This is a genomic window from Candidatus Omnitrophota bacterium (assembly GCA_016929445.1).
GTDB lineage: Bacteria > Omnitrophota > Gorgyraeia > JAFGIU01 > JAFGIU01 > JAFGIU01.
Genome location: JAFGIU010000005.1, coordinates 47163 through 70267, shown reverse-complemented (window position 1 = coordinate 70267; position 23105 = coordinate 47163). Strand labels below are relative to the sequence as shown.

At 54.4% G+C, this 23105-nt stretch carries 17 protein-coding genes; 5 read left to right on the top strand and 12 right to left on the bottom strand.

Annotation, left to right across the window (positions count from 1 at the left end; all coding sequences use genetic code 11):
* Positions 1-136: 136 nt before the first annotated feature.
* Positions 137-838, bottom strand: coding sequence for a Crp/Fnr family transcriptional regulator (locus JW937_00780; protein ID MBN1585946.1), 702 nt, complete (start codon positions 836-838; stop codon positions 137-139).
* 132 nt (positions 839-970) lie between these two features.
* Between JW937_00780 and hcp the strand changes: the two genes are divergently transcribed.
* Positions 971-2590, top strand: a complete 1620-nt coding sequence (gene hcp, locus JW937_00775; protein ID MBN1585945.1) for a hydroxylamine reductase — start codon at positions 971-973, stop codon at positions 2588-2590.
* Between the two features lie 160 nt (positions 2591-2750).
* On the opposite strand, the gene JW937_00770 is transcribed toward hcp, so the two are convergent.
* Positions 2751-4793 carry a M48 family metalloprotease gene (locus tag JW937_00770; protein MBN1585944.1) on the bottom strand — a complete coding sequence of 681 codons (2043 nt, stop codon included), beginning with the start codon at positions 4791-4793 and terminating at the stop codon, positions 2751-2753.
* A 195-nt stretch (positions 4794-4988) separates the two neighbouring features.
* Here JW937_00770 and JW937_00765 point away from each other — a divergent pair, with 195 nt between their 5' ends.
* On the top strand, positions 4989-8282 hold the full coding sequence (locus JW937_00765) for a hypothetical protein (protein MBN1585943.1): 3294 nt from the start codon (positions 4989-4991) through the stop codon (positions 8280-8282).
* A 39-nt stretch (positions 8283-8321) separates the two neighbouring features.
* Here the strand turns inward: JW937_00765 and JW937_00760 are convergent, their stop codons facing one another.
* Entirely contained in the window at positions 8322-9155 is an 834-nt protein-coding gene (locus tag JW937_00760; GenBank protein ID MBN1585942.1) for a metallophosphoesterase, read from the bottom strand.
* Here JW937_00760 and JW937_00755 point away from each other — a divergent pair.
* Positions 9143-9412 (top strand): mechanosensitive ion channel family protein, encoded by a 270-nt coding sequence (locus JW937_00755; protein MBN1585941.1) that lies wholly within the window; start codon positions 9143-9145, stop codon positions 9410-9412. The two genes, JW937_00760 and JW937_00755, sit on opposite strands and share 13 nt — an antisense overlap.
* Before the next feature lie 86 nt (positions 9413-9498).
* Here JW937_00755 and corA read toward each other — a convergent pair whose 3' ends face one another.
* Positions 9499-10626: a magnesium/cobalt transporter CorA gene (gene corA / locus JW937_00750; protein ID MBN1585940.1), complete on the bottom strand. Its 1128-nt coding sequence runs from the start codon at positions 10624-10626 to the stop codon at positions 9499-9501.
* Between the two features lie 44 nt (positions 10627-10670).
* Between corA and JW937_00745 the strand changes: the two genes are divergently transcribed.
* Positions 10671-12161 (top strand): MFS transporter, encoded by a 1491-nt coding sequence (locus JW937_00745; GenBank protein ID MBN1585939.1) that lies wholly within the window; start codon positions 10671-10673, stop codon positions 12159-12161.
* On the opposite strand, the gene JW937_00740 is transcribed toward JW937_00745, so the two are convergent.
* From JW937_00740 to JW937_00715, 6 genes are all read right to left on the bottom strand, one after another.
* The gene (locus JW937_00740) at positions 12142-13170 is read right to left on the bottom strand and encodes a hypothetical protein (protein ID MBN1585938.1); all 1029 of its coding nucleotides are present in this window, start codon (positions 13168-13170) and stop codon (positions 12142-12144) included. The two genes, JW937_00745 and JW937_00740, sit on opposite strands and share 20 nt — an antisense overlap.
* 1 nt (position 13171) lies before the next feature.
* Positions 13172-14092 (bottom strand): LD-carboxypeptidase, encoded by a 921-nt coding sequence (locus tag JW937_00735; GenBank protein MBN1585937.1) that lies wholly within the window; start codon positions 14090-14092, stop codon positions 13172-13174.
* Between the two features lie 12 nt (positions 14093-14104).
* Positions 14105-15475, bottom strand: coding sequence for a magnesium transporter (mgtE, locus tag JW937_00730; protein MBN1585936.1), 1371 nt, complete (start codon positions 15473-15475; stop codon positions 14105-14107).
* Between the two features lie 4 nt (positions 15476-15479).
* Entirely contained in the window at positions 15480-18239 is a 2760-nt protein-coding gene (locus JW937_00725; protein MBN1585935.1) for a phosphoenolpyruvate carboxylase, read from the bottom strand.
* A gap of 108 nt (positions 18240-18347) precedes the next feature.
* Complete coding sequence (locus JW937_00720) at positions 18348-18833, bottom strand: DNA starvation/stationary phase protection protein (protein ID MBN1585934.1); 486 nt, start codon at positions 18831-18833, stop codon at positions 18348-18350.
* 119 nt (positions 18834-18952) lie between these two features.
* Entirely contained in the window at positions 18953-19354 is a 402-nt protein-coding gene (locus JW937_00715; GenBank protein ID MBN1585933.1) for a hypothetical protein, read from the bottom strand.
* A gap of 337 nt (positions 19355-19691) precedes the next feature.
* Between JW937_00715 and JW937_00710 the strand changes: the two genes are divergently transcribed.
* Complete coding sequence (locus JW937_00710; protein ID MBN1585932.1) at positions 19692-20444, top strand: MipA/OmpV family protein; 753 nt, start codon at positions 19692-19694, stop codon at positions 20442-20444.
* Between the two features lie 169 nt (positions 20445-20613).
* On the opposite strand, the gene JW937_00705 is transcribed toward JW937_00710, so the two are convergent.
* Positions 20614-22047 (bottom strand): MATE family efflux transporter, encoded by a 1434-nt coding sequence (locus JW937_00705; protein ID MBN1585931.1) that lies wholly within the window; start codon positions 22045-22047, stop codon positions 20614-20616.
* Between the two features lie 18 nt (positions 22048-22065).
* Positions 22066-23064 (bottom strand): malate dehydrogenase, encoded by a 999-nt coding sequence (locus JW937_00700; protein ID MBN1585930.1) that lies wholly within the window; start codon positions 23062-23064, stop codon positions 22066-22068.
* Positions 23065-23105: the final 41 nt, after the last annotated feature.

Genomic DNA, 23105 nt, shown 5'->3' with positions numbered 1-23105 from the left:
AGAAAATCCGCCGTTTTTCATGCCTTAAAAAGGTTAACTTATTATCCAACAATGGGTTAACGGGATCTTCGCGGACGTACATGTTTGAACGGCACTGTCAGGGGAAGAGGTCACTGCCGGCTGGGGTCCATAGCGGCTACTCCTTGGTTTTGGCTCCGTCAACACTGCAAGGAGGTGTGATATGACGAGAATCACGTTTTGTCCAGAAAGAGCGGTCCACGTGAATGATCTTCTCTTCCCAAACAAGCCGGCCTTCCGATTTGAGTTTTTGCAGAAGCCGGGAGAGAGTCTCCGGCACAGTGCCAATGGCCGCAGCCACTTCCCGTTTGCTTAGGGCCGGTGTGATGATGGGCTTTTCACCGTAGTGGTCCTCTAAAAAGCGCCGGAGCCTTTCCTCTATATCTTCGCTGCTGAGTTGAAGGATGCGATCGGCCAGATGCCGCTGCTTCTGGAGCAAGCTGCGGATGAAATCATTGCGCAAATCCGCATTGTCCAGAAGAGTGTGAAAATCCTGCCTGGGCATCAGGTAGACCAGACTGTCCTGCAAAGCCAGGGCGCTCACCGGATAGTTTTCTTGCTCAAACAGAACAACGACTGCAAAGAGCTCCCCCGGTTTGAGCACCTTGATCACCACTTCCTTGCCCTCGGAACCGGTCTTGTACAGTTGAACCGACCCGCTCTCCAAGAGGTATAGCCCCTGGCCCCGATCCCCTTCGCGGAACAGCACTTCCTTCCTTTGGAGGCCCTTCCGGACACAAATAGACGCGAGAGCCTTCTGGGTCTCCTGGCTAAGTCCTTTAAAAAAATCGAGTTGCGGCAATAAATGGTCAACCGGCATAAAGGCCCCCCAGATTCTCAATCCCTTGACCCGGATCAAGGCTCTGCAGTCACTCAGAAGGTACTCTTTTAAAGAGACTCGCAGCAGCAGTTTTATCGTATCACGACCCACAAAGGAGATCAGGGTATGAGCATGTTTTGTTATCAGTGTGAGCAAGCGTACCGGGGCCAGGGTTGCCATACCGAAGGCGTGTGCGGAAAGACCCCCGAGGCCGCCGGGCTCCAGGACATCATCATCCACCAGCTCAAGGGGATCGGCTATTTAGCCCACGCAGCCCGGAAGAACGGCAAGTCGGACGTGGAGATCGACCGTTTTATCCTCCGCGGCCTCTTCATCACCGTCACCAATGTCAACTTTGATCCGGATCGCTTAGTCGAAACCATTCGCGAGGCAGAACAAGTCAAGAAGAACGCGCAAGCACTCGCAGGCAATCCCGCCTCTGTCCCGGATTCCGTGACATTCGAGCCCAAAGACTCACGCGAGGAACTTAGCGCGCAGGCCGCAAGGCTTCAGATCACCGGGGATCACCCGAATGAAGACATTCGTTCCCTCCAGCACCTTCTCACCTATGGAATTAAGGGGCTGGCCGCCTATGCGGAACACGCTTCTGTGTTGGGCTATGAAGACGAGTGCATCTTTGCCTTCATCTCCGAAGCTCTCGCGGCGCTCAATGATTCGGAGATCACTTTGGAGGCTCTGGTGGATCTAAACATGCGCTGCGGACAGGTGAATATCCGTTGCATGGAGATCCTGGACGAAGCGCACACCACGCGCTTCGGGCATCCTGAGCCCACACCGGTTTCCACCGGCCGGAAAAAAGGCCCGGCCATCATTATTACGGGCCACGATCTCCTCGATATGGAGGAACTCCTAAAGCAAACCGAAGGCAAAGGCATCAACGTCTACACTCACGGCGAGATGCTCCCGGCTCACGGATATCCGGCCTTCAAGAAGTACGCACATTTTGCGGGCCACTTCGGCACCGGATGGCAGAACCAGCAACGCGAGTTCAACAATATCCCGGCTGCCGTCTATTTCACCACCAACTGCATCCAGGAGCCCCAGGAGAACTACAAGGACCGCGTGTTCACCGGCGGCGAGGTGGGTTGGCCGGGGATCATCCACATTCAGAAGCGTGACTTCAGCCCTGTGATTGAGAAGGCCTTGGAACTCAATGGCTTTGAAGAAAACGAGGGCGGCACTTTGCTGACCGGTTGCGGCCGCAATGCCGTGGCAAACGTGGCGGACAAAGTCGTGGAGGCTGTTAAGGCGGGCGCCATCAAGCACTTCTTTCTGGTGGGCGGTTGCGACGGGGCAAAACCGGGCCGTAACTATTACACGGAGTTCACCCAGCAAGTTCCCGAAGACTGCGTGATCCTCACCTTGGCCTGCGGGAAGTTCCGCTTCAATCATCTGGACTTCGGCAATATCGGCGGGATCCCGCGCCTCTTGGATCTGGGCCAGTGCAACGATGCCTACTCGGCCATCAAGATTGCCGAGCTCTTGGCCGGCGCCTTTGAGTGCGGAGTTAATGACCTGCCGCTCACGCTCATCCTGTCTTGGTACGAACAAAAAGCCGTGGTCATCCTGCTTTCCCTGCTTTCCTTGGGGATTAAGGGAATCCGATTGGGCCCCAGCTTACCGGCCTTTATCACCCCGAACATCTTCAACTTCCTGGTGGAGCACTTCGATATTCGACCCATCTCCACCCCGGAAAAGGATTTGGAAGCCGTATTGGCTGCAGCGAGTTAACTTAGGGACGGTTCTCGCCTTCCCTATACACTGTAAGGAGATACGAGAGATCCGTCCCCCCCGGTAAAAACAGCTTCACAAATGGCTCGGGGACGGACCTCTCGCAACTTACTGCAGCTAAAGGGATAAGCGAGACCTGTCCCTGATTTTGAGTGAAAGCTTATCGCATCACGCTCAACCCAATGCCCACGATCACAAGAAGCAGGGCCATCGCTCTGTAAAAGGGCAAAGCATAGCTCTTGCGTACTTTACCGTTGCTCTCGATGCTCTTGAGCTCAATATAAGGAACCGGGGCCCGGCGGTACCAGCCTTTGACTGTGACTTCCTGGCCCTGGTACTCCCCTGCTTTGAGCAGCCCGAACAAGATCTCCCAAATACGCAGAGGTTGCCTCATATCGAGAAAGATGATGCCTGTGTCATCGCGCATCACAAAATCATCGGAAAGAATATAGCCCGGCACCCCCCGGCCGATCACCCGGCCTTTTAAAGTACAAGGCACCGGGCGAACCGCAGATACCTTGACGTGTTTGAGCAGAGCTGCCACACACATCTCCGGAAAGGCCTCGGAATTGTACGCAAACCCCATGCGAATCAGCATGCCCGCACCCAACGAAAACAAAACGCCTGCAATGACGGACTTCGGAGCACAATCCGTAAAACCACCCGTGGTCCAGGCAGTGACGGCTAAATACACCAGCGGCAATAAGAAGGGAGCCATGTGAAAGCACAAGTCCACAGCAAACTCGTCCCAGTAAGATTCCGGTTGAACTTCATCAAAAACCACGTAGGGCTCTTGTCCCAAACTTGCAGACTGATCCGACAAATAGCGCAAGCGATGGGCCACTAGGGGATGCGTCGAATGAATCTCATGCCACTTGGCCCACGGATTCCAAAGATCCCAGCGCATCGCGCCTTTGAGGTTTTTCTTATCGACCTGCCCGGGGGCCACATTGGAAGAAAAGCTTGAAACTGCCAAAGCCTTGGCCTTCCCCTTTTCAAAAATTCCCAGCGCACCTAAGGCTTCGATACCTGAGTCGCGTTTGTCCTTGCCCTCTCTGCCCTCCTTCTGTGCTCCGGCCAACCCATAGGCAATCTTAACCAAGGCACTGGCCAGGCTGGAAGGACTCCCCGTGACCTGCCCGGCAAAACGATCCGCATGATACTCACGCGTCCTGGAAAACCAAAGCACAATGTACTGGCTGATGAGGTAGAGGATATACGCGGTGACGGCAACGGCAATGCGGGGACCTGCGCTCTTGTCATTCCCCGAGCTGCGCACACGAATCAACGTGCGATAAATGTAGTAGAGGATCAGAGGCACGGCCTGCACCAGCGTCATCAACAGCATATCCCAGTGCACGACGTGGCCGATTTCGTGGGCCACCACGGCTTCGATCTCGTCGGGCTCCAGAATTTCCAAGAGCCCTTGAGAAATCACAATGCGCGCGTTGTTGGGACTGTGGCCGTAAGTGAAAGCCTGAGGAGCGCCGTCCCGCAAGACCCCGAAGCGCGGCAACTTCATCTTCTTTTCTTTGCAGGCCTTTTGCATAAACTCGTGCAAGTGAGGAGGCATGCCCGCAACTCCCCAATCAATGCGATAGAGCCAGCGCAAGGTGAGGTCCATGAACCAGGGACCCACCAAGAATTGGAGGAAGATGACCGCAAGTCCGATACCTACGGCCAGGTCCGGCCTCACGCCTGCAAACTCCACCGCCGCGATGAGCACCGCCCCTAAGAGCGCGTAAAGACCTGTCAATGTCAGAGTGGATCGCAAAAATAAATTAGGAAGGGGCAAAAGGCCGGAGCGTATCTTGAGTTGGCGCGAAGCCTGCTCCTGTTCGTGCATCCAAACCTTGCGGTCGGGCGACGCATCAAACTGACGCTCCGTTTCCTGGAGCAGTTTGAACTCCCCGGCATCAAACCAGAGTCCGCCGTTGCTGGGGCTGTAGTCCAGAGTGGGGCCGGCCGGATACTCGATCACAACCATGGGCTTGCCGGAGCGCGGACAAATACGCTGTGTGGGCTGCTGCCGCTTGAGCGCTGCCTGAAGTTTGGCCTCGACCTTTCCCGGATTCTTGACAAAGTGGTAGATCTCCCCGCGATCCATCCACACGCCCTTGCATTGCGGGCAATAGTCCAATTCCACGCCCTGTTTGGTGAGCATGGGTTTGAGCTCGACGGCCCGGCAGTTCGGACAATTCATATCCGCCCCCTTTCCTGCCTCATTTTAGCAGAAGCCGGGGGCACCGGCTGTCTGAGAAAGACCTGTAACTTATTTTGGGAATACAGTTTAGCATGGTCCAAGATGTGGTATACTTTGTCCCACCAGAAAGCGGAAATAATACTTAATTATCTAACTAATTGCTAATAAATACGTTATAAAGGACCTCTGACTTAGATGCACCCATTCCGCAGGCTCCGGAGCCGCCGGCTCCTCCCACTATTCCTGATGACAGCCCTGATGCTGGGCATTCCGGGCCTGGCTGCAGTCACCCGGGCTCAAGAACCCGCCACGCTTGCCCCAGTGGCCCCCTTTGATGGGGAAATCACAGATGCCGAGCAGTTTCAAGAATGGATCAGGACTTCCGGAGTCCTCGACGGAATCCGGGGTCTCAACAGTGCCCAACAAGCCATGGTGGTTCTGGGCAGACTCCGGCGCTTTTTCGAGACCCGGTCCGATGCGCCCGGAACCATGCAGCGCGCCATGCAAATGGCCGCGAGGGAGGCCGGATTCGAAGTGCCTGCCATACCCGCGGCCACTGTGGCCTCCGGGCCCATGGGAAGGCTCAACCGGGAGCAAATGGTACAGACAATGCTGGATAACGCCAAGCGCTCGTCTTATCCGGACTTGGATGCCATCCCGCTTGAAAGGGTGGTCCATCTGGTCAACTCCATGGATCCTTCAACCGGACCTTTTCCCGAGTTAGGAGCTCAATTCAAGGACTACCTTTTGGCGGCACTGAGTGAAGACTCCCCAGTCAAAGTCCGGGTCTTCCGCAGTCATTCTGAGAACCTCACAGGGGACCCCGGTCGCCCTGCCTGGGCCGTAAGTGAACAAGTCTTTAAAATGGCGGAGGGAGGCGGCATCTTGCCGGAACTCCACATTTATCTCTCGGAAGAGTATTTCAGAGGAGGGCTTTTCGACCCGCAAAAGGCGAGTCTCATTGCGGAAGAGTTGCTCCAGGAAGTCGGGGAAAGCATCCCGCCTTCAGCGCTCGGCATAAGCTTCCACATCCACAACGAACCCGTGGAACTCGCAGGCAGCGAAAGCCGACCGGAAGCTTTCACCCATACGGAAATGGCCTCGCTGAGCGGAGCACTATCCGGTAACTTGATTCCGAGCAACTTAGTGAGAAAGTCGGAGACGTCCAATCCGTTCTATTGGTGGGATTGGTGCCGGGAGAGCACCCGATGGTTGGATGAACACCACACCCAGGTAGATTCTGCTCTGCTTCCTCTGGTGACGGATGTCACGGATGCTGTATCTGAAAAGCTCCAATCCGGTCTTTATGGACTGGTCACCAGAGCGCTCGAAATAGACCGTTCCGGAAGGCACCCCCCACAAGGCTTCCGCGATTACGTGCGGGCACTTACAAACAACAACGACCTGGCAGGTCTTCTATTCATGGAGCAGCAAGTTACCTTGTTCCAACAGTCAAACCAGATCCTGAACAGGGTCGGAAGCGGCACGCTATTGGGATTCATGCAAGAGGATATCTATCAAGCCCGCCAACGGATTCACGCACGGCTGGGCAGAAACCTGTGGCAAGAGCTCGCCTTTGCGGCACAGGGATCTCCTTCTTTCCAGACTTTGGAACCACGAAGACTGGAGGAAGGAACCCTCCCCGGACTGGAGGTTTTCGAGGCAGAGTTCGTGAACCTTCTCCAGGAACCCTTGAGGCAACGGCCGGACCCAGAGCTCGCGGCTCCTCCAAGTCCTGCCGCAAGGCTGGAGATGGATTGGCCCGATCTGGAAAGAGCTCGTCTGAACTTGGAGTCCCTGTACAATACAGTGCTTGTTTTAGGAACAACTCAATCTGAGGATGCACAGAAGCTGCAAAACTTGCTGGATGCAAACCTCAGGACTCTCAACGCAGCCCGCTTGGTTCGAGAGAGTCTCGGGACGCCTGAAAATGCCGGAAGCTGGGGGGCTTCTGACGCCATCGAACAAAACTTAGGGCAGGCCGCCACACGTTTACAGAACCAGCTCCGTCTCCTGCGGAGTGGTCTCGTCCCACTGACTCCTGTGCAGAGCCTCGATACCGCCTATTTGGCCAGTCCGGATATCCGCGACCTGGGGCCGCGATGGGAACAAGATCTGCCCACTTATGAAGGAACTCTCATTGAGATTCTAGACCAATCGCTGGAAGATCTTCATCAAATCCACGATCTGATTCAGAGCAACCGTCATGAAGCCGCTTGGGTTCAGATCGCCGCCCAATCCCGGCTGGCTCTGAACCTGGCCTCGGTGGTGACCCGGTTGTCGTTTCAAAGCGAAGTTCCTCCTGAGGCTGTGGACCGCCTGTTGCTGCAAGGAGAATTTGATGTAAACACCATCATTCGGTCAGCCATGGAACAAATGGGCCAATCCAATTGGGATCCGGCCTATGAGCCACTTTTGAGGTCCGGAGCTCCTTCAGTCCTCCAGCCTCTATATCAGATTCTCTCGATTTGGTTGATCCAGCCAGATTCGGATCGCGATATCCAAGACCTGCAAAGATGGATGGACTACTTAGCCATTCAAATTGTCTGGGTGTGGCAGCCAGACACGCCGGAAATGGGTGTCGGCGCTTGGATCCTGAACAATTGCCGGGTGCCGGGCCTGCAAACTCCCGACCTCCGGCGGATCCGCCGCAGATCCAGTAAAGACTTGGATCTTTCTCCTGCAATAATGGACAGTGCGGGAATGATTCCCAATGCAACAGAGCTCATCCGCACTCTTCAAAATCTGTATGGTGCAGAAGTGCCATACGAAATTGGGGAAGCCATCCGGTTGCTGACTCCCGAAGGCCGGAACTTTGTCCGTTTGTATGTTCAAGAATGCCTCACAGGGGATCCCAGCATAATCAGTGCCCCCATTCAGCAAATTGCAAGATATATGCCTTCCCGCACTTCGGCCGCCTTTAAATCCGGACTTTCCAACTGGCTTCTCCAGGATTTTACCTTCCCTGTTCCTTACCTTGCGGGAAATATGGGGGACACCTGGAAACAGAGTTATGGGAATGTTTGGCGCTCTCTGGCAGAAGCCTCGTGGATACAAGGTATTTGGGGGGATGAAACACGGAGGGATGGATGGGTCGATCAGATTTGGGAGAAAGCAGATGCTGTCGGAGAATGGCTCCCTGCAACATGGCTACAAATAGAGGACAACTGGACAAAACAAGAATTGCAGCAAGCCATCCTTGTTTTGCGCGCGCACGACCCAAATCAATACCCGGCGCAGCAGGAAAAACTACTTCAAATCGTGGGCCGTTATAGGAACACTATAGAATCGCGGATGAACCGCCAAGTTAAAGTCGCATTCTGGGAGCACGGCACGATAGCAATCGCCTCCTGGATTCACGACGAAATGGCCCGGCAGCTGGAGGAGGCAGGAGTGCGGACGGAAGCTTCTGAAGTGCGGACCGGCTCAGTCGTCCAAGCCCTTCAAGTCCAAACTCTTTCCATTCAAGCGCTGCAGAGCGCGCTTTAGCGCAACATAGATTGCCACGCCTCGCAATGACGGCTTCCTCTAGTCCTTCTTCAGCCGAATGAGCACCACTTCAGGCCGGGCAAAAAACCGGATGGGAATGGTGGATGTGCCGACTCCGGAGGTCACATACATCTGGCTTTGTTTCTCCCGGTAAAGCCCGTAGAAATAGCCGCTGATGCCCGGCACAGCCCGGCGCAAAGGCCCCACAAAAGGCAAACAGATTTGCCCGCCCTGTGTGTGCCCGGCCAGAGTTAAGGGAATCCCGCCGCGGGCGGCCTGGTGAAAAGCCACAGGCGCGTGCACCAGCAACAAACGAAAGAGCCGCGGATCGGATTCTTCCAATAACTTCGCCAGAAACGGCTGGTATTGGAAGGTACGGTTGTCCAGACCCAGAATCTCGATGTGTCCGCGCTCCCCCACCGGAACCCGCGCGATCTCATTGACGAGCAAGCTCACGCCCCGGTTAGCCAAATCCTCTCTCATCTCCCAGATGTTCACATCGCCCCAGTGCTCCCAATTCCCGGCCACTGCATAAACACCGTAACGGGAAGGCAGCGCAGACACGTAATCAATCCAAGCCTGGTAACTGACATAGCCCTCGATCACATCCCCGGTGACCACCACCAGGTCCGGATCCAGTTGGCGCGCGAGCGCTGCAACCCGGCGTTCGCGCCAGCCGATTTGAGGGTTCCTGAGTTGGAAGTCGGAAAGGTGGAGTACGGTCAGGCCGTCCTGGGCAGCGTACTCGCTCGGAAGTTGCACATCGATCTTACGCACACGCAACCAGTTCGGTTCGATATAAAGGGCATAGATCCCGGTAAAGACCGCCAAAAAGACAACTACAGCCGGTATCCAGAACAATTTTTTATTCATGGCGATATGGACAGTTCCTAGAGTCCCCTTTCAGGAGGCATTCTAACAGAAAGAGAATCGCCACCCGCAGGATTTCCGAACCGCAGCTCACGGGGCGCATTATCCACATCCCCAATTCAATAGTTTTCACGAAACCTCTAATCAACTACACCAAAGGATTTCGCTATATCTGGAATGAGATGCCTGCGACTGAGACCTTCGGAAGTGACTGGAAGAAGTCCAAAGAGATCTTGCAAGAGATTGTTACCATAGCTTGAGCGGCCCGGCCTGCCAAAAGCAAACCGTCCCTTGTTCTACCTCTTGAGGTTTCCAAAGGTCCAAGCCGACATCTTTTGCCTCGGAGTCAAAACCACTGTTTTTTTCTAAAGAAGACAACCAGCCCAATTCCGATTCCCAACATTCCGAGAATCGCCAAGGGATACCCAAAATACGCATTGAGCTCCGGCATATTCCAGGGCGATCTTTCCGGATTAAAGTTCATTCCGTAAATCCCGGCCACAAAGGTCAGGGGGATAAAAATCGTCGCAATCACGGTGAGGACTTTCATGACCTCGTTCATCCGGTTGCTCACGCCAGAGAGATAGGCATCCATCAACCCGGTGGATAGTTCCCGATAGTTCTCCACCAGATCAATAACCTGCACCGCGTGGTCATAGCAGTCCCGGAGAAAGGTGACTGTTTCCTTCTGAATCAACTCCGATTCATCCCGCACCAAGCTGTTAAAGGCCTCTCTCGCCGGCCAAATCGCGCGCCTCAGGGACAGCAGATCCCGCTTGAGGGCATAGATCTGCATCAAGACCCCGTAGTCCGGGGAGCTCACGACTCGCTCTTCCAAACCGGCCAACTGGTCCCCGTAAGCTTCCAACACCGGAAAGTAGTGATCCACAATCGCGTCCAAGAGCGCGTAGGTTAGATAGTCCGTGCCGCCTGTACGAATCTTGCCTCTGCCCCCACGGATACGCTGCCGGACCGGTTCAAACACATCCCCGGGCTTCTCCTGAAAGGTGAGCACCCAGTTTGGCCCCAGAAAAAAGCTCACTTGCTCTGTTTCGAGATGCTCTCGCAGGAGAATCATCCGGGCAATGATGAACAAGTGATCGTCATAGGACTCCACCTTGGCCCGCTGGCCCGTGTGGACCGCGTCTTCCAGCGCAAGGCGATGCAGGCCAAAAATCTCCCCCAATCGCCCGATAAGCTCCACATCCCCCAAGCCTTGAACGTCTATCCACGTCACGGTATTACTATCGCGAAAAGAAGACAGCTCGGAAACATCCTGGATTTCTCTTTCATTGAGATTGTTGGAGTCAAAATCCAGAACAAAGATACGCGGTTTTGGAGCATCCGGATGGACCACTAAGGTGCCCGGAGAAGATCCTGGAGGGATGCGGCGTTTGAAGAGGCTTTGGGCGCTCCGGCCCGCGGATTGAACGCCACGGCCCACGGAGTGAATGAGATCATTTGCTGATTTCATGGATATCTATTCTATAATACCTACTCTATCAGAGCATACTTAATATGAACCCTCTGCACCGACTCAAACCCCAGGCAGAAATCAGCGAAGGCGATGTACAGCAAGGCCTGCGCATGGTGCTTTTTGACGGCATCTGCTCGCAGATCATGGGAGTGCTCACAGGCGGCGCCTTTCTGGTGGCCTTTGCCCTCCTGCTGGGGGCTTCCAACAAAGTAATCGGCCTCATTGCCGCGGCAGGCCCTCTGACCCAGCTCCTGCAAATCCCGGCTATTTATCTGGTCGAGCGCTCGCGCATGCGCAAACTGCTGGTTGTGGCAGCCTCCTTTCTGAGCCGGCTCTTCTGGATCGGAATTGCCCTCATTCCCTGGTTCTTGCCCGAGCCCGCTCGCATCCCAGCCCTCTTGATCTTTTTGTTCCTTTACTTTGGTCTGGGAACACTTTCAGGCGGTGCCTGGACCTCCTGGATGCGCGATTTGATCCCGGAAAACATCATGGGCTCCTATTTCGGGAACCGGCTGGCAATTGCTACCCTGCTCTCCGCGGTGCTCAGTATCTTTGCGGGGCTGGGGCTGGATCTTTACAAGAAGCACTTTCAAAATGAAATCGGCATTTATCCAATCATTTTCCTGGTGGGGGCTGCGGCGGGACTTTTGGGTATTTACTTCCTTTCCAAAGCGCCCGAGCCTCAAATGGCGCCGGTCGAACGCTTTGACCTCTTTCAAGCCCTTGGTAAACCCTTTCGCCAAAAGAACTTTCGTCAGCTTCTCATTTTTCTGGGATGGTGGAGCTTCGCAGTCAACCTGGCTGCCCCCTTTTTCACGGTCTACATGCTCAAACGGCTGGGCCTGGGTATGGGCATGGTCCTGGGACTCTCCGTGCTCAGCCAATTGGTCAATGTGGCCTTTCTCAAATGGTGGGGGCCTCTGGCGGACAAGTTCAGCAACAAGTCCGTGCTCGCTGCGTCAGGGCCTTTGTTTATCCTGAGCATTGGGCTTTGGCCTTTTACGACCATGCCAGACAAGTATTTCCTCACGATTCCCCTGCTCGTGCTCATCCACATGTTGGCGGGAATGAGCACGGCCGGCGTCACGCTCGCCTCCTTTAATATTGCCATGAAGCTCGCTCCAAGAGGCGATGCCACAGCCTATTTGGCCACCAACGCCCTGGTTTCCGGGGTGGCGGCAACTCTGGCTCCCATCCTGGCCGGATTCGGGGCAGACTGGTTTGCCGGGCAGGAACTGAGCGTGCTCATTAGGTGGTCCTCGGAACACATCGGCCGGCATTTCCAGGTGGTTGCCATGGATCTGAGGAGTTTGGACTTCCTATTTATATTGGCCGTGATTGCAGGCTTCTATGCTTTGGCCCGCCTTATTGCCGTGCAAGAGGAGGGAGAGGTGGAAGAGGACATTGTGTTGCCGGCGCTCTTTTCTGAAGTCCGGAAATCCGTGCGGCATGTTTCGAACGTGGCAGGTCTGCGCACGCTCGTTTACTTCCCTTATAGCCGGCTCGAGCGCTTCATGAAGAAGATAATCTAACCCCAAGCAGCTCCGGAGGTTTCCCAAGCCCCCGCAACTGAACTGTGGCGTCCTTCAGCCAAATCTCGTACTTCCTTTGTGCTTTCTCTCCGCTGAGATACTGGCAAGTTGTCTCGATCATACGCCGCGCCGTATACTCCACCACAGGATCCGGAACTCCATTGTCGTGTTCGGACTGAGCCGACATATCGCATTGGTCATTGACGAAATCTATGGCCAGAAAACGCCGCTTTCCTTCTTTTTCATCAATGGCTATCTCAGTTGAAAACCAGGACATTTGGGTAATTTGCGCAATCTTGGACACAATCTTCACCAAAGGGTACAGACTATACGCATTGAATTCTTCATAGGACACATGGGCGTAGCGGTTGGCCACATCATCCCACCAGCAAGGGATGATCGTGTCAAAAAGGTTGAAAACTCTGAACCAAGCACGGTTTCCATTGAGGTGAATTGGCACAATCCTTTCCTGCAGCAAAAAGTCGTCTCCGCGATCGTACTTGCGCGCTCCGGCGATTTCCCGAATGGTCCCTTTGGCTTCGCGGATAACCCCCAATTGGCCAAATCCCAAGGAAGGCTTGATCACAAAAGGAACACCCAGCTTGGCCCTTTCTTCATCCGGAAGCCTGTATGTTTGAGGCTGCCAGTTACGAACCACAACTGTGTACGGGGCCAGCACCCCCGCATGGGTCAGCTCATAATAAATGGCAGCCTTATTAACCGCCAACTGAGTGCGGTCCGGATCATTGATGACCATTCCCCCCGCATCCTTCGCTGCGTAACAAACCCTTGCGTAAGGATCTCCCTTCTTGTGATACGTGGCCTGGCCGTCCAAACACACTTTGATCCTCATATTTTTTTCTTCCAAATCCCGGATTACCTGCCGCACATTCTCTTCGGTAATCCATAACATAGAGAGATTCTTCTGCTTGCAGACCGCCTGGAGATGATCGACAAATTTCTCTTTTATCGTGCCTCCCCAGTTCAAGGCAAAATCGTATGTTTTCAATTCAGGCCACCCCGGATTCGTCGATTTGAAACAGCAGCTTGTCCGCGTCTATTGTTGCCTGGACTCCCAAAGGAAGAGTCACATGCGGCGCCTCGCGCTCACTCTTGTGCCCTGAGGGAAAACCGAACAGGATGGGGATATCGTACCCCGCAAACACTTCCGCAACCAGAGCCCGAAACTCATCGAACTCTTCAAAGCATTCCACCATTTGCCCGAACAGGACTCCCCTGATTCGCCGGAACTTCCCGGCTTGCCTCAGTTTAAACAGGAATCTCCGGGTTTGCTCCAAAGTCTCATCCACCTCTTCCAGAAAAAGAATGGAGTCCTCGGTGGACAAGCTGTAAGGAGTCCCGATCATGGCCGTGATCAAAGAAAGATTGCCTCCCGCCAGCCGGCCTGTGGCCCTGCCCGGGCTCAGGGCCACCAGGTGCGGAGCCAGGATCGGTCCTAAAGGTTCCGTATGAGTAAGTGCGCGTTCCAAGTAGGAGAGTGTGACTGAGTTCATCCCCTCGTAGATTTCGTTGGCCACCACAGGACCGTGAAATACAACCGTATCGGAAATCTTCTGAAGAAAGAGCAAGAGATTGGTGATATCGCTGTAGCCCACAAAAATCTTGGGATTGCGGCGAATCACTCTTTTATTGAGGAAAGGCAGAATTTGAATCGAACCATACCCGGCCTTGGCGCACAAGATAGCCTTGACCTTGGGGTCGAGATACATGCGATTGATTTGCGCGGCACGCTGCCGGTTGTGCCCGGGTTTGGACCAACACGGGTTAAAGATGGCCCGCTCATACTTCACCCGGAATCCCAGAGAACGCAGCTTCTCCACGCCGCGAATGAAGTTGTCTTTATCAAAGGCACTGGCGGCTGCCACAATTCCGATGGTGTCTCCGGGTCTGATGGGTGCGGGTTTAATCATAAGAGTTTCATCTCAAGACAACCCTAAATTCCGGATCGCCCAGGCTGCAAGAGCCAGAAGAATCCAGAATCCGCAGAGATCGGTGATGGTGGTTAGGATAGGCCCGGAAGCCAAGGCAGGATCCTTGCCCACAGCCCGGAGGCCCAAGGGAATCAAACTTCCCAAGGCCAACGCAACAAAGGTGTTGAGAGCAAGGGCAAGACCTACGATCACCCCCAGCCACGCATTGCCGTACCATAACCACGCCACGACTCCAATCAAAACACCCAAGGCTGGCCCGTTAATAAAACCAACCGACATCTCCTTCCATAAGACTCTCAAATAATCTTTTGGCCTGGTGCGGCCCGTGGAAAGCTCACGAATGCTCACGGCAATCGCCTGATTGCCCGCACATCCGCTCATATCGGAAATAATTGGTAAGAACACGGCAATGGCCACCACTGCTTCGATCACGCCCGCGTACACCGCGATCACACTCGCGGCAATCATATTGAGAAGCACATTGATGCCCAGCCACGACAGCCGCCGCCAGGACCGGCTCCACAGAGGATTGTCGCGGAACTCTTCACCGCCGACAATACCGACCATTTCCAGGAGTTCCTCATCCGCCTGCTCCTCCGCCTCTTCCATGGCAGCGCGGTGGGTCACGACCCCCAGCAAACGCTCCTTGTCATCCACCACCGGCAAAGCCAAATAGTGGTAGTCCCTGAAGGCATTCACAACCTCTTCTGCCGGCAGATCCACCGGAATGGAAGTCGGGTCACCATTCATAATTTCCGAGAGCGGTGTATCAGCGTCGCATAGGAGCAGTGCCCGGGGAGTCACTGTTCCCACAAGACGATTCTCAGTGTCTACCACATAAAGATAGGTCGCAGGATATTCCGAGTATCTGCGGACCTTGGATCTCAACTCCCCAACCACCTCTGCTGCCACAGAATCTACGGGAATGGAAATGAGCTCCGTTTGCATGAGCCCGCCGGCTGTATCTTCCGGGTAAGACAACAGCTTCGCCGCAGCTTCCGCATCCCGCTGTGTCAGAGAGGACAGAATCGCGTTGCGATCCTCATTGGATATGTCTTGCAGAATATCCGCTGTCTCGTCCGTGCGCATTGCCCGCACGACCCTTGTGGCAAACTGAGGGTCCTGTTCCAGAAGGTGGTGCAGAACCTGCGCAGCGATATCGTCCGGAAGTGCTTCGAGAAGATCCGCAGCAAAGGTGCGCCTTATGAGCGAACAGACCTTCGGGATATTGTCTTTGCAGTGGGTTTGGAGAAATGCGGCAGCAGCCGCCGGGTGCAGGGAAGGAAGGGAATCGGCAATCGCCTGCCAATCCTCCAGGCCGGCGGAATTCTTCAGACACTCTTCGAGCTCGATTTGTTCCATCAGCTTATCCCGTGATCCCTAATCCTGCGGCAATGCAGTTGATACTGAGCAGCAAGTGAGTGCGGTCCAGCTCAGTACCCGAACCAGTCAATACTTTCTTGAGCAAGCGAATCTGCGTGCGGTGAATCTCCTTTAAACCGGGCGAACGAATCTCCCTCATAATTGAAGTATTGGGGATTTCATCTTCCAGACTTTGCACTCCGGCAATCGCCAAAAGAGCCGTTCGCAAAGCTTCATGCTCCATGGCGACTTCGGAATAAATTCGCCCGGCCAACTCCGCATTATCGCACAACAGAGAATACTCCTTGGCGATATCCATATCCGCCACAAGGATGCTCTTCTTCAAAGAGAGCACAAGGTTGTTGAAAAATCCCCACTCCTTGTACATCCGGCGAAAGCACTCCAGCCGTCTTGGATCGGAGGCAGCCTCCTTAAAGGCCGTCCCCGCTCCATACCATGCCGAAATAAGATGGCGGTTTTGATTCCAGGAAAAGACCCAGGGAATGGCCCGCAGATCTTTGATCTCCAAAGTGTCCCGGCGTTTGGTCGGACGCGAACCGATATTGAGCAAACCCAGCACATCGATGGGGGAGGTCTGGCGAAAATAATCCATAAATCCCGGCAGATGAACAAAACGATGGTAGGCCTCATAGGAAGACTTGGACAAGTTCTCCATTTCGGCCAGGTATTCTTCAGGAACCTGCGGAGGCCCCATCTCATTGCCAAGACTTGCAGCCAAAACACTCCCCACCAGGAGTTTCAACTGATAAAGCGCAGTTTCCGAATTGGAGTACTTGGAGGAAATGACCTCTCCTTGCTCCGTAATTTTGATCCTTCCGCGCAACGTGCCGGGCGGGAGGCCCAAAATGGTGCGGTGTGTCGGACCGCCGCCTCGCGAAACCGACCCCCCGCGACCATGGAAAAACTTAAGCCGGACTTTGTGCTTATCGGCCACCTGCATCATGGACTCTTGGGCTTTGTAGATCTCCCATTGAGAGGTAAGTATACCGCCGTCCTTGTTGGAATCTGAGTAGCCCACCATTACCTGTTGGGACATCTTGGCGTGCGCCAACGTCCTTTGGATAATCGGGATTTGGAACAACACGTCCAACATTTGCGCGGAGTTCTGCAAGTCTGAAATGGTCTCGAATAGCGGGACGATTGACAACGGACAATAGGCTTCCTCAAATCCTCCCACTTCCTTAACTAAGAGATAGACCATCAAAAGATCCGAAATATCCCGGGTCATAGACACAACGAATGAACCCAGAGACTCGCGGTCCAGATGATTCCAGGCCCAGGGAACCAGGCGGAATGTATCAATTAATTCCTGGGTACCTGCGGAATAACGGTGCCATTCGGCAAGCAGTGGCCGTTTGGACTCGATCTGCTCCACAAGCCACTGCCGCTTCTCCTTTTCTGATTTATTGAGATAAGAGCCTTGGCCGGTCGCTTGGGAGATTTCCTCAATAGCCCGCTCCAATACCTCGCTATTCTCACGAAGATCCAGGCGCGCTAAATGAAGCCCGAATGTGCGCACCCGCATTTCAAAAGGCCTGATCCACATGTTATCGGCTTGCTTGCCGCCATTCTCCCGGAGACTCCTTCGAATAATCGAGACATCCTCTATCAACTCATTCACATTTTGATAGGCATGAGCCGGCCAATCCTCCAACCTCGGAATCTCTTCAACCGCCTTTCTTCTGGCGCGTATCTTCGCCAGAATGGTTCCTAACTTAATCCGGTAAGGCTCATGGAGATTTCTTTCTGCCAAAACCCTGAAGTCATCCACCAACGCCGAGTCGCTATCCAAAGAGGCCTTGAGTTCGTCTGATACTAGGCATTCCAAATCGGATTGGGAGAAGCGCTTGATGAGAGCCTGGAGCTCTCCGGCATAAAGGTCCAATACTGTCACAGCATGCCGGATAAGGGCATGGCGGGTCACCTGCGCGGTCACAAAGGGATTCCCATCCCGGTCCCCTCCGCGCCAACTACTAAACTGCAGCACTGAAGGCACCCCAAAGCGCTCTCCGGGGAAAGCGCCGCGCAAGGCTTTGGAAAGACGCGAAAGCACTGTCGGCACTACCGGATAAAGTGTTTCCCGGAAATAGAAAAGCCCGTTCTCGATCTCATCGACAACCCGGGGTTTCTCCAGATAGATATCGCCGGTCTGCCAGAGAATTTCGATTTGGGCTCGGATGCGCTGGACTAAGATTTCCCGTTCCCAGCTCCGGAGTTCCCGGTAGGCTAATTCGTAGATCGAATCATAAATAAAGCGATGAGCCTCCAGAATAGTCACCCGTTTGGCTTCGGTTGGATGCGCCGTCAACACCGGTTGAATTTCGAAGCCGGACAAAAGCTCCTCGATCTGCTCTGCCTTCACCCCTTGCCGCACAGCGGCATTTACTACGGACTGAAATGTCCAGATCCTGGAGGGATCGTCCCCCGGAACAGCGCTAATGGCTTCTCTTTCTTTGATGCGCCGTTGCGCGCCTGCCTCAAACTCTTCCGCAATACTCAAAAGATGGAAGTAAATAGAGTGCGCTTGAATGACGGCTTCTTCCTCTTTGGAGTCGGCCGGAGTCACCGGACGCAATGCGGGCTCCTCACGTACGACTCCCCCACAGAGGTCCGGCAACGCATTTGCAATCCGCGGAAAACTGCTTTCCCGGAGAATATCTTTGAGAAATGACACAAGCTGCGCTGACTGAGCCCGAAGTTGCTCTATATCAAAGGGAAGGTCTTTGGGGGAAGTGGACGGCATTTCCGGATTCATTTTCAGGTTATCGCTCCTATTTCAAAGCAAACCCACCCCAGTTTACAGGCTGAGGTGGGCTGCTGAAAGGTATTCCCTTTCCGATCTTGGCCGGCTTTATTCCAACATGCTCCGCAGCATCCATGCGGTTTTTTCATGGATCTCCAAACGCCGTGTCAGCAGATCTGCGGTGGATTGATCATTCGCTTTTTCGGCCGCAGGGAACACAGACCTAGCGGTCCGGATCACCGCTTCCTGACTTTCCACCAAAGAGCGCAGCATCTCCGCGGCACTCAAATCACCGGAACTTTCTTTGACGCTCGCAAGCTTGGAGAATTCCGCATAGGAGCCCGGCGCAATCACACCCAGGGCCCGAATGCGCTCGGCAATCTCATCGACTGCGGTGGCCAACTCTGTATACTGAACCTCAAACATGGAATGCAAGGCCTGGAACATCGGACCCGTCACATTCCAGTGGAAGTTGTGGGTCTTGATGTAAAGCGTATAACTGTCTGCCAGTAAACGCGATAAACCTTGGGCAATCTCCTGCCTGCCCTTTTCTTCAATCCCAATATCCATGGGGATCCCTGCCTGTACTGCCATATCAAACCTCCTCGTTTCCGGTTTGTGAACCAAACGATTTACTATTCGACACGAGAAGACCCAGTGAGTCAAGAGGGCCCATCTTGCCCTTCTCAGGATCCTCCCGCCTTCTCGCTTTCCTAGGAGCTCTTAAAGTGATCCGCCTTGCTCTTGAAGAGCACATTGAACGTGGTCAAGGAACCGTAACTGCGCGTGATGTACTGCTGAAGCTCGACCTTTTCAGCATCGGCAAGCTTGTCATTCGAATTGATCTTTTGCTCAAGCACCCGGAGATTGTTCCGGACCATCACGATTTTGTGAAAGAAGGTTTCAATAGGCACTTCTTTTGCTTGCTGTTCAACATTTTCAGGCTTAAGTATTAACGTGCCGCCCTGCCATTTGTTTCCGAGACCTTCAATCATCTCGGATGCACGCTGCTCATCCAGAATCTCTCCGGCACACTCTTTCACCAATTGGCGCACCAAAGACCTCAGCGGCACGGAACTTTCGCCCACTTGAACTGAAATATCGTCAATTTTCATCTCTATCCTCGGTAACTCACGGCACATCCATTGATTGAGCTAAGGTCTCACGGTTTGGATCCGGATAACTCTTGATGAACAGCGAGACATTGAACGCTCCTTGGTTTCGATGCCCCTCGCAAGCAACAGGAGTCAGTCTACAATAAACGGCAGAGATTCGGCTATTGCATCTAAAAGAGGCTGGTCGAAATGCGGCCGCCCTAAGATGTCCTGGGTAGGGGGGCGCCGGCACCTAATCGCCTAATTCTAATTAACTTACAAAGTAGACGGCTGAAAACAAATCTGCTATTCTCCTTTATTGCTTTGGAGGGCATCCACTGTGAAAAAGATACTCTGCTTGATCACTGTACTTTTTTTGGCTTCTAACGCACCGGCGCTTGCTTACGAAACCTCCCCGGATTCGAACTGGAAGGTCACGCTGGGCTTGGGCGGAATAATTCGCCCTGAATACGAGGGCAGCGACAGTTATGAAGGCTGGCCGCTACCTTACATCGATCTCAAGTATAAGGACCGCTTTTTCTTGAATCCCTGGCGGGGAATCGGCTTGGATCTCTACAAAAATGAAGAACTTACTGTAGGGACTGCCTTGGGTTTCGACTTTGGCCGGGACGAAGAAGACGATGCTCTCTTACAGGGAATGGGAGATGTGGGCGAGACCGTAGAACTGGGGCTCTTTGCAGAATACAAGCTGGATCCCCTGACATTTGGATTGGACTTTGCCCAAGACATCGCCGATGGGCATGGAGGCTTCACCCTCGGCGGAAGCTTGGGATCTAAGTTCGCGCTCCCCGATCACTCAACCTTCTTGATGCCTTCCTTAAATGCCACTTTTGCCAGTGAAAACTACATGGAAAGTTATTTTGGCGTGGATCACCTGCAAGCTGTGCGTTCTTCTCTGGCCTTCTACGATGTGGAATCGGGCATTAAAGATGTCGGCGCTTCACTGCGGGTGCTGCACCGCCTGGATAATCACTGGTCTGTGGTGGGCTTTGTGAGCTACTCACGCCTGGTGGGGGATGCGGCAGACAGTCCTGTAGTCGCAAAAGAAAACCAGTTCACGGGCGGGTCTTTCCTTACCTACACCTTTTAGGGACGGTTCTCGCTATCCCCATACGAGACAACGAATTGCGAAAGGGTCGTCCCCTTGCCCAGATCAATCATAACGAATGCTGTCCTCAAGACAGTGGGTTCAAAGCAGGTCGGAGGGGGACGGTTCTCGCCCAACTCGTTATGGTCACAGGGGTAAGCGAGACCTGTCCCTAAAGGTCGGGGGGTTCGTGGAAGGTGTCTGGGATGATAGCAGCAGTAGCGGCCACGGCTTCGGTTTCGCCGGGCAGCATCCGGATTGTTTTCCAGGAGCCGCCGAGATAGCGCAAAATCAGCGGAATTGTCAGCAGCAAGAAGCTGAGGACCAGGGCCACCCAGGCGGCTTCGGGGCTGGCCCCCACCACTTTGAGCATCACAAACACGACCGGGGCGAGGATCCAGTGCAAAGTAACGGAATAGCACATGGTCCAGAAAGTGTCCCCGGCTCCGCGCAGGGCTCCGATAAACACCACCAATACCGCCTCGACCATGACATAGAGAGAGGCTGTGCGCACCATGAACACTGCCGTGGGCCGGGCCCGGGCAAACACCCCTCCTGCATCGCTTGTGTGGAACAAGTCCACGAGCAGGCCCGGAAAGCACACAAAGAACAGGAGAATTACCAGGGAGTACATCCAGCCCACCTTTAGCCCCGACATGGTGGCCCGGTGGGCTGTTTCCGGATCGCGCGCGCCCATGTAACGGCCCACCAAGCTCGTCACTCCGATCTCCACGCCAATGAGCGGCACAAAGGAAACCATATCCCAATTGAACATGAGCGTCGCAGCAGTGGCCGAGACCTCCCCCGCACTATGAAAAAGTAAGACGATCAGGGTAAAGGCCAGGAGGTTCAGAAACATCTCCACCCCGGCCGGGTACCCAAAGCGCAACAAGGTGCGCATCACCTGGGAGTCAAAACGCAGAGAACGGTCAATTCCAAATTCCCGGCGGTTGGCCGCGCTCAAATAAGAGCTCAGGAGAATGGCCAAGCCGCAGACCGTGCCTGTAATCGTGCCATAAGCCGCTCCCTGAATACCCAAGGCAGGGAAGCCCAGCTTTCCAAAAATAAGAAGGTAATTGACCCCCACATTGACGAGCAGGGTCACCAGGGAAGCCAGCATCACAATCCGCGTCCGGCCGATACCCGAGAAGAAACTGCTCAGGCATTGACGCAACAGACTCAGAATCACGGCGCTAAGCAGGATATTGAAGTAGAGCTTTTGCGGCGCAAGCTGCGCAGCTCCGATCCCCGTGGCCTCAAAAAGGCTGTGCATCAAAGGTCTGCAAAGCAAGAGGATGGGATAGGCGACGCAGGCAATGAGGACTGCCTGGCTCAGCGTAATGGAGCAGCGATCTTTGCGGCCCGCGCCCAGATTCTGCGCGATCACGGCCGTTGCATAGCCTGTGAGGCCGAGGAAAAAGGCCATCATCATATAAGCACTGAGGCCGCCGGCCATCGAGGCGTTCATCAGATCCGGACCCAGGCGGGACAAAAACATGCGGTCCGTGAAAGTCATGACCGTATCGCAGGCGTGGGAAACCATCATCGGGAGAGCAACGCCGATGACCTCACGCATCCCGCCCTGGGCCGGTTTGGAGGAGTTCATCTGTGCCTGTATTAAATCCTAGAGATTCGGATTGACCTCGGACCACTCGGATGTGGGAGGCAAGATCCCCATCTCAATGACTTCGTCACGCAGTTTGGCCAGGTGCTTGTAAGATTCCTTCAAAGCGGCCATCTCCGCTGCCGTGCCCTTGGGCAGTGAGTATTTCACCCCGTTCTGGGTGATTTTGCTCTCCAAAGCCATCAAGGTGTGCCCGAATCCGTCTGAATTGATGTACCCGCCGCAGGGCCAAGGATAGGCTTTTCCGCCCATGGCCGCGGCCACCATCGCAACAGCCTGATGGCTGGGACTCTGGAAGGAGGACCGGCCCCGGAGCTGGATCACGCGCTTGCCTCCCTGAATCACATGCTGGCGGATCTCCGCCCACTTTTCCTCAGGGAGGGCATCGGTCCCGATCAAATCGTCCAAGGCCTTGCCCTGAACCTTCACGGTAGAGGAAAAAACGGCCATCATTTCGCCATGGCCGCCATAGGTGCGGCAACCCGTGACATCGTCCTGGGGAACACCAAAGTGCTGGCTCAAGGCTGTCTGCAAACGCGTGCTGTCCAGGCCGGCAAGGGTCATAACCCGCTTGGGTTCCAGGCCCGAGTGCACCAAAGCAATCAAGCCCGTAACATCCGCCGGGTTAAAGATAATGTTGAGGATTTTGAGATCCGGACAGTACTGCTTAATGTCCTTGCCCAGCTGGGCGGCGATCTCGGCGTTTCCCTTGAGGAGGTCCTCGCGGGTCATGCCCTCCTTGCGGGGCGCGCCCCCGGAAGAAATGATGTACTTGGCTCCCTTAAAAGCCTTCGCGATGTCTGTGGTCCAGGTGAGATTGGCCCCTTCAAACCCGCAATGATACATCTCCTCCGCCGCTCCCTCGAGCCCTTTGGCAAAGGGATCATACCCGCAGACATTGGGCGTCAGTCGCTGGGTGAGAACGGATTGCATCATATTGGAACCAATCATGCCGGCCGCACCGGCAATCACGAGCTTGTCTTGTGTCAGATAGGCCATGGATCAATCTCCTGTTGAAATCTCAAATTGGGTTGGTCCGG

What these genes read in the sequence shown, in the direction of transcription:
- JW937_00765 (MBN1585943.1), top strand. Translation starts at nt 4,989, where the DNA reads ATGCACCCATTCCGCAGGCTCCGGAGCCGCCGGCTCCTCCCACTATTC.
- JW937_00745 (MBN1585939.1), top strand. Translation starts at nt 10,671, where the DNA reads ATGAACCCTCTGCACCGACTCAAACCCCAGGCAGAAATCAGCGAAGGC.
- mgtE (MBN1585936.1), bottom strand. Translation starts at nt 15,475, where the DNA reads ATGGAACAAATCGAGCTCGAAGAGTGTCTGAAGAATTCCGCCGGCCTG.
- corA (MBN1585940.1), bottom strand. Translation starts at nt 10,626, where the DNA reads ATGAAATCAGCAAATGATCTCATTCACTCCGTGGGCCGTGGCGTTCAA.
- hcp (MBN1585945.1), top strand. Translation starts at nt 971, where the DNA reads ATGTTTTGTTATCAGTGTGAGCAAGCGTACCGGGGCCAGGGTTGCCAT.
- JW937_00770 (MBN1585944.1), bottom strand. Translation starts at nt 4,793, where the DNA reads ATGAATTGTCCGAACTGCCGGGCCGTCGAGCTCAAACCCATGCTCACC.
- JW937_00780 (MBN1585946.1), bottom strand. Translation starts at nt 838, where the DNA reads ATGCCGGTTGACCATTTATTGCCGCAACTCGATTTTTTTAAAGGACTT.
- JW937_00760 (MBN1585942.1), bottom strand. Translation starts at nt 9,155, where the DNA reads ATGAATAAAAAATTGTTCTGGATACCGGCTGTAGTTGTCTTTTTGGCG.
- JW937_00735 (MBN1585937.1), bottom strand. Translation starts at nt 14,092, where the DNA reads ATGATTAAACCCGCACCCATCAGACCCGGAGACACCATCGGAATTGTG.
- JW937_00725 (MBN1585935.1), bottom strand. Translation starts at nt 18,239, where the DNA reads ATGCCGTCCACTTCCCCCAAAGACCTTCCCTTTGATATAGAGCAACTT.
- JW937_00700 (MBN1585930.1), bottom strand. Translation starts at nt 23,064, where the DNA reads ATGGCCTATCTGACACAAGACAAGCTCGTGATTGCCGGTGCGGCCGGC.
- JW937_00720 (MBN1585934.1), bottom strand. Translation starts at nt 18,833, where the DNA reads ATGGCAGTACAGGCAGGGATCCCCATGGATATTGGGATTGAAGAAAAG.
- JW937_00715 (MBN1585933.1), bottom strand. Translation starts at nt 19,354, where the DNA reads ATGAAAATTGACGATATTTCAGTTCAAGTGGGCGAAAGTTCCGTGCCG.
- JW937_00705 (MBN1585931.1), bottom strand. Translation starts at nt 22,047, where the DNA reads ATGAACTCCTCCAAACCGGCCCAGGGCGGGATGCGTGAGGTCATCGGC.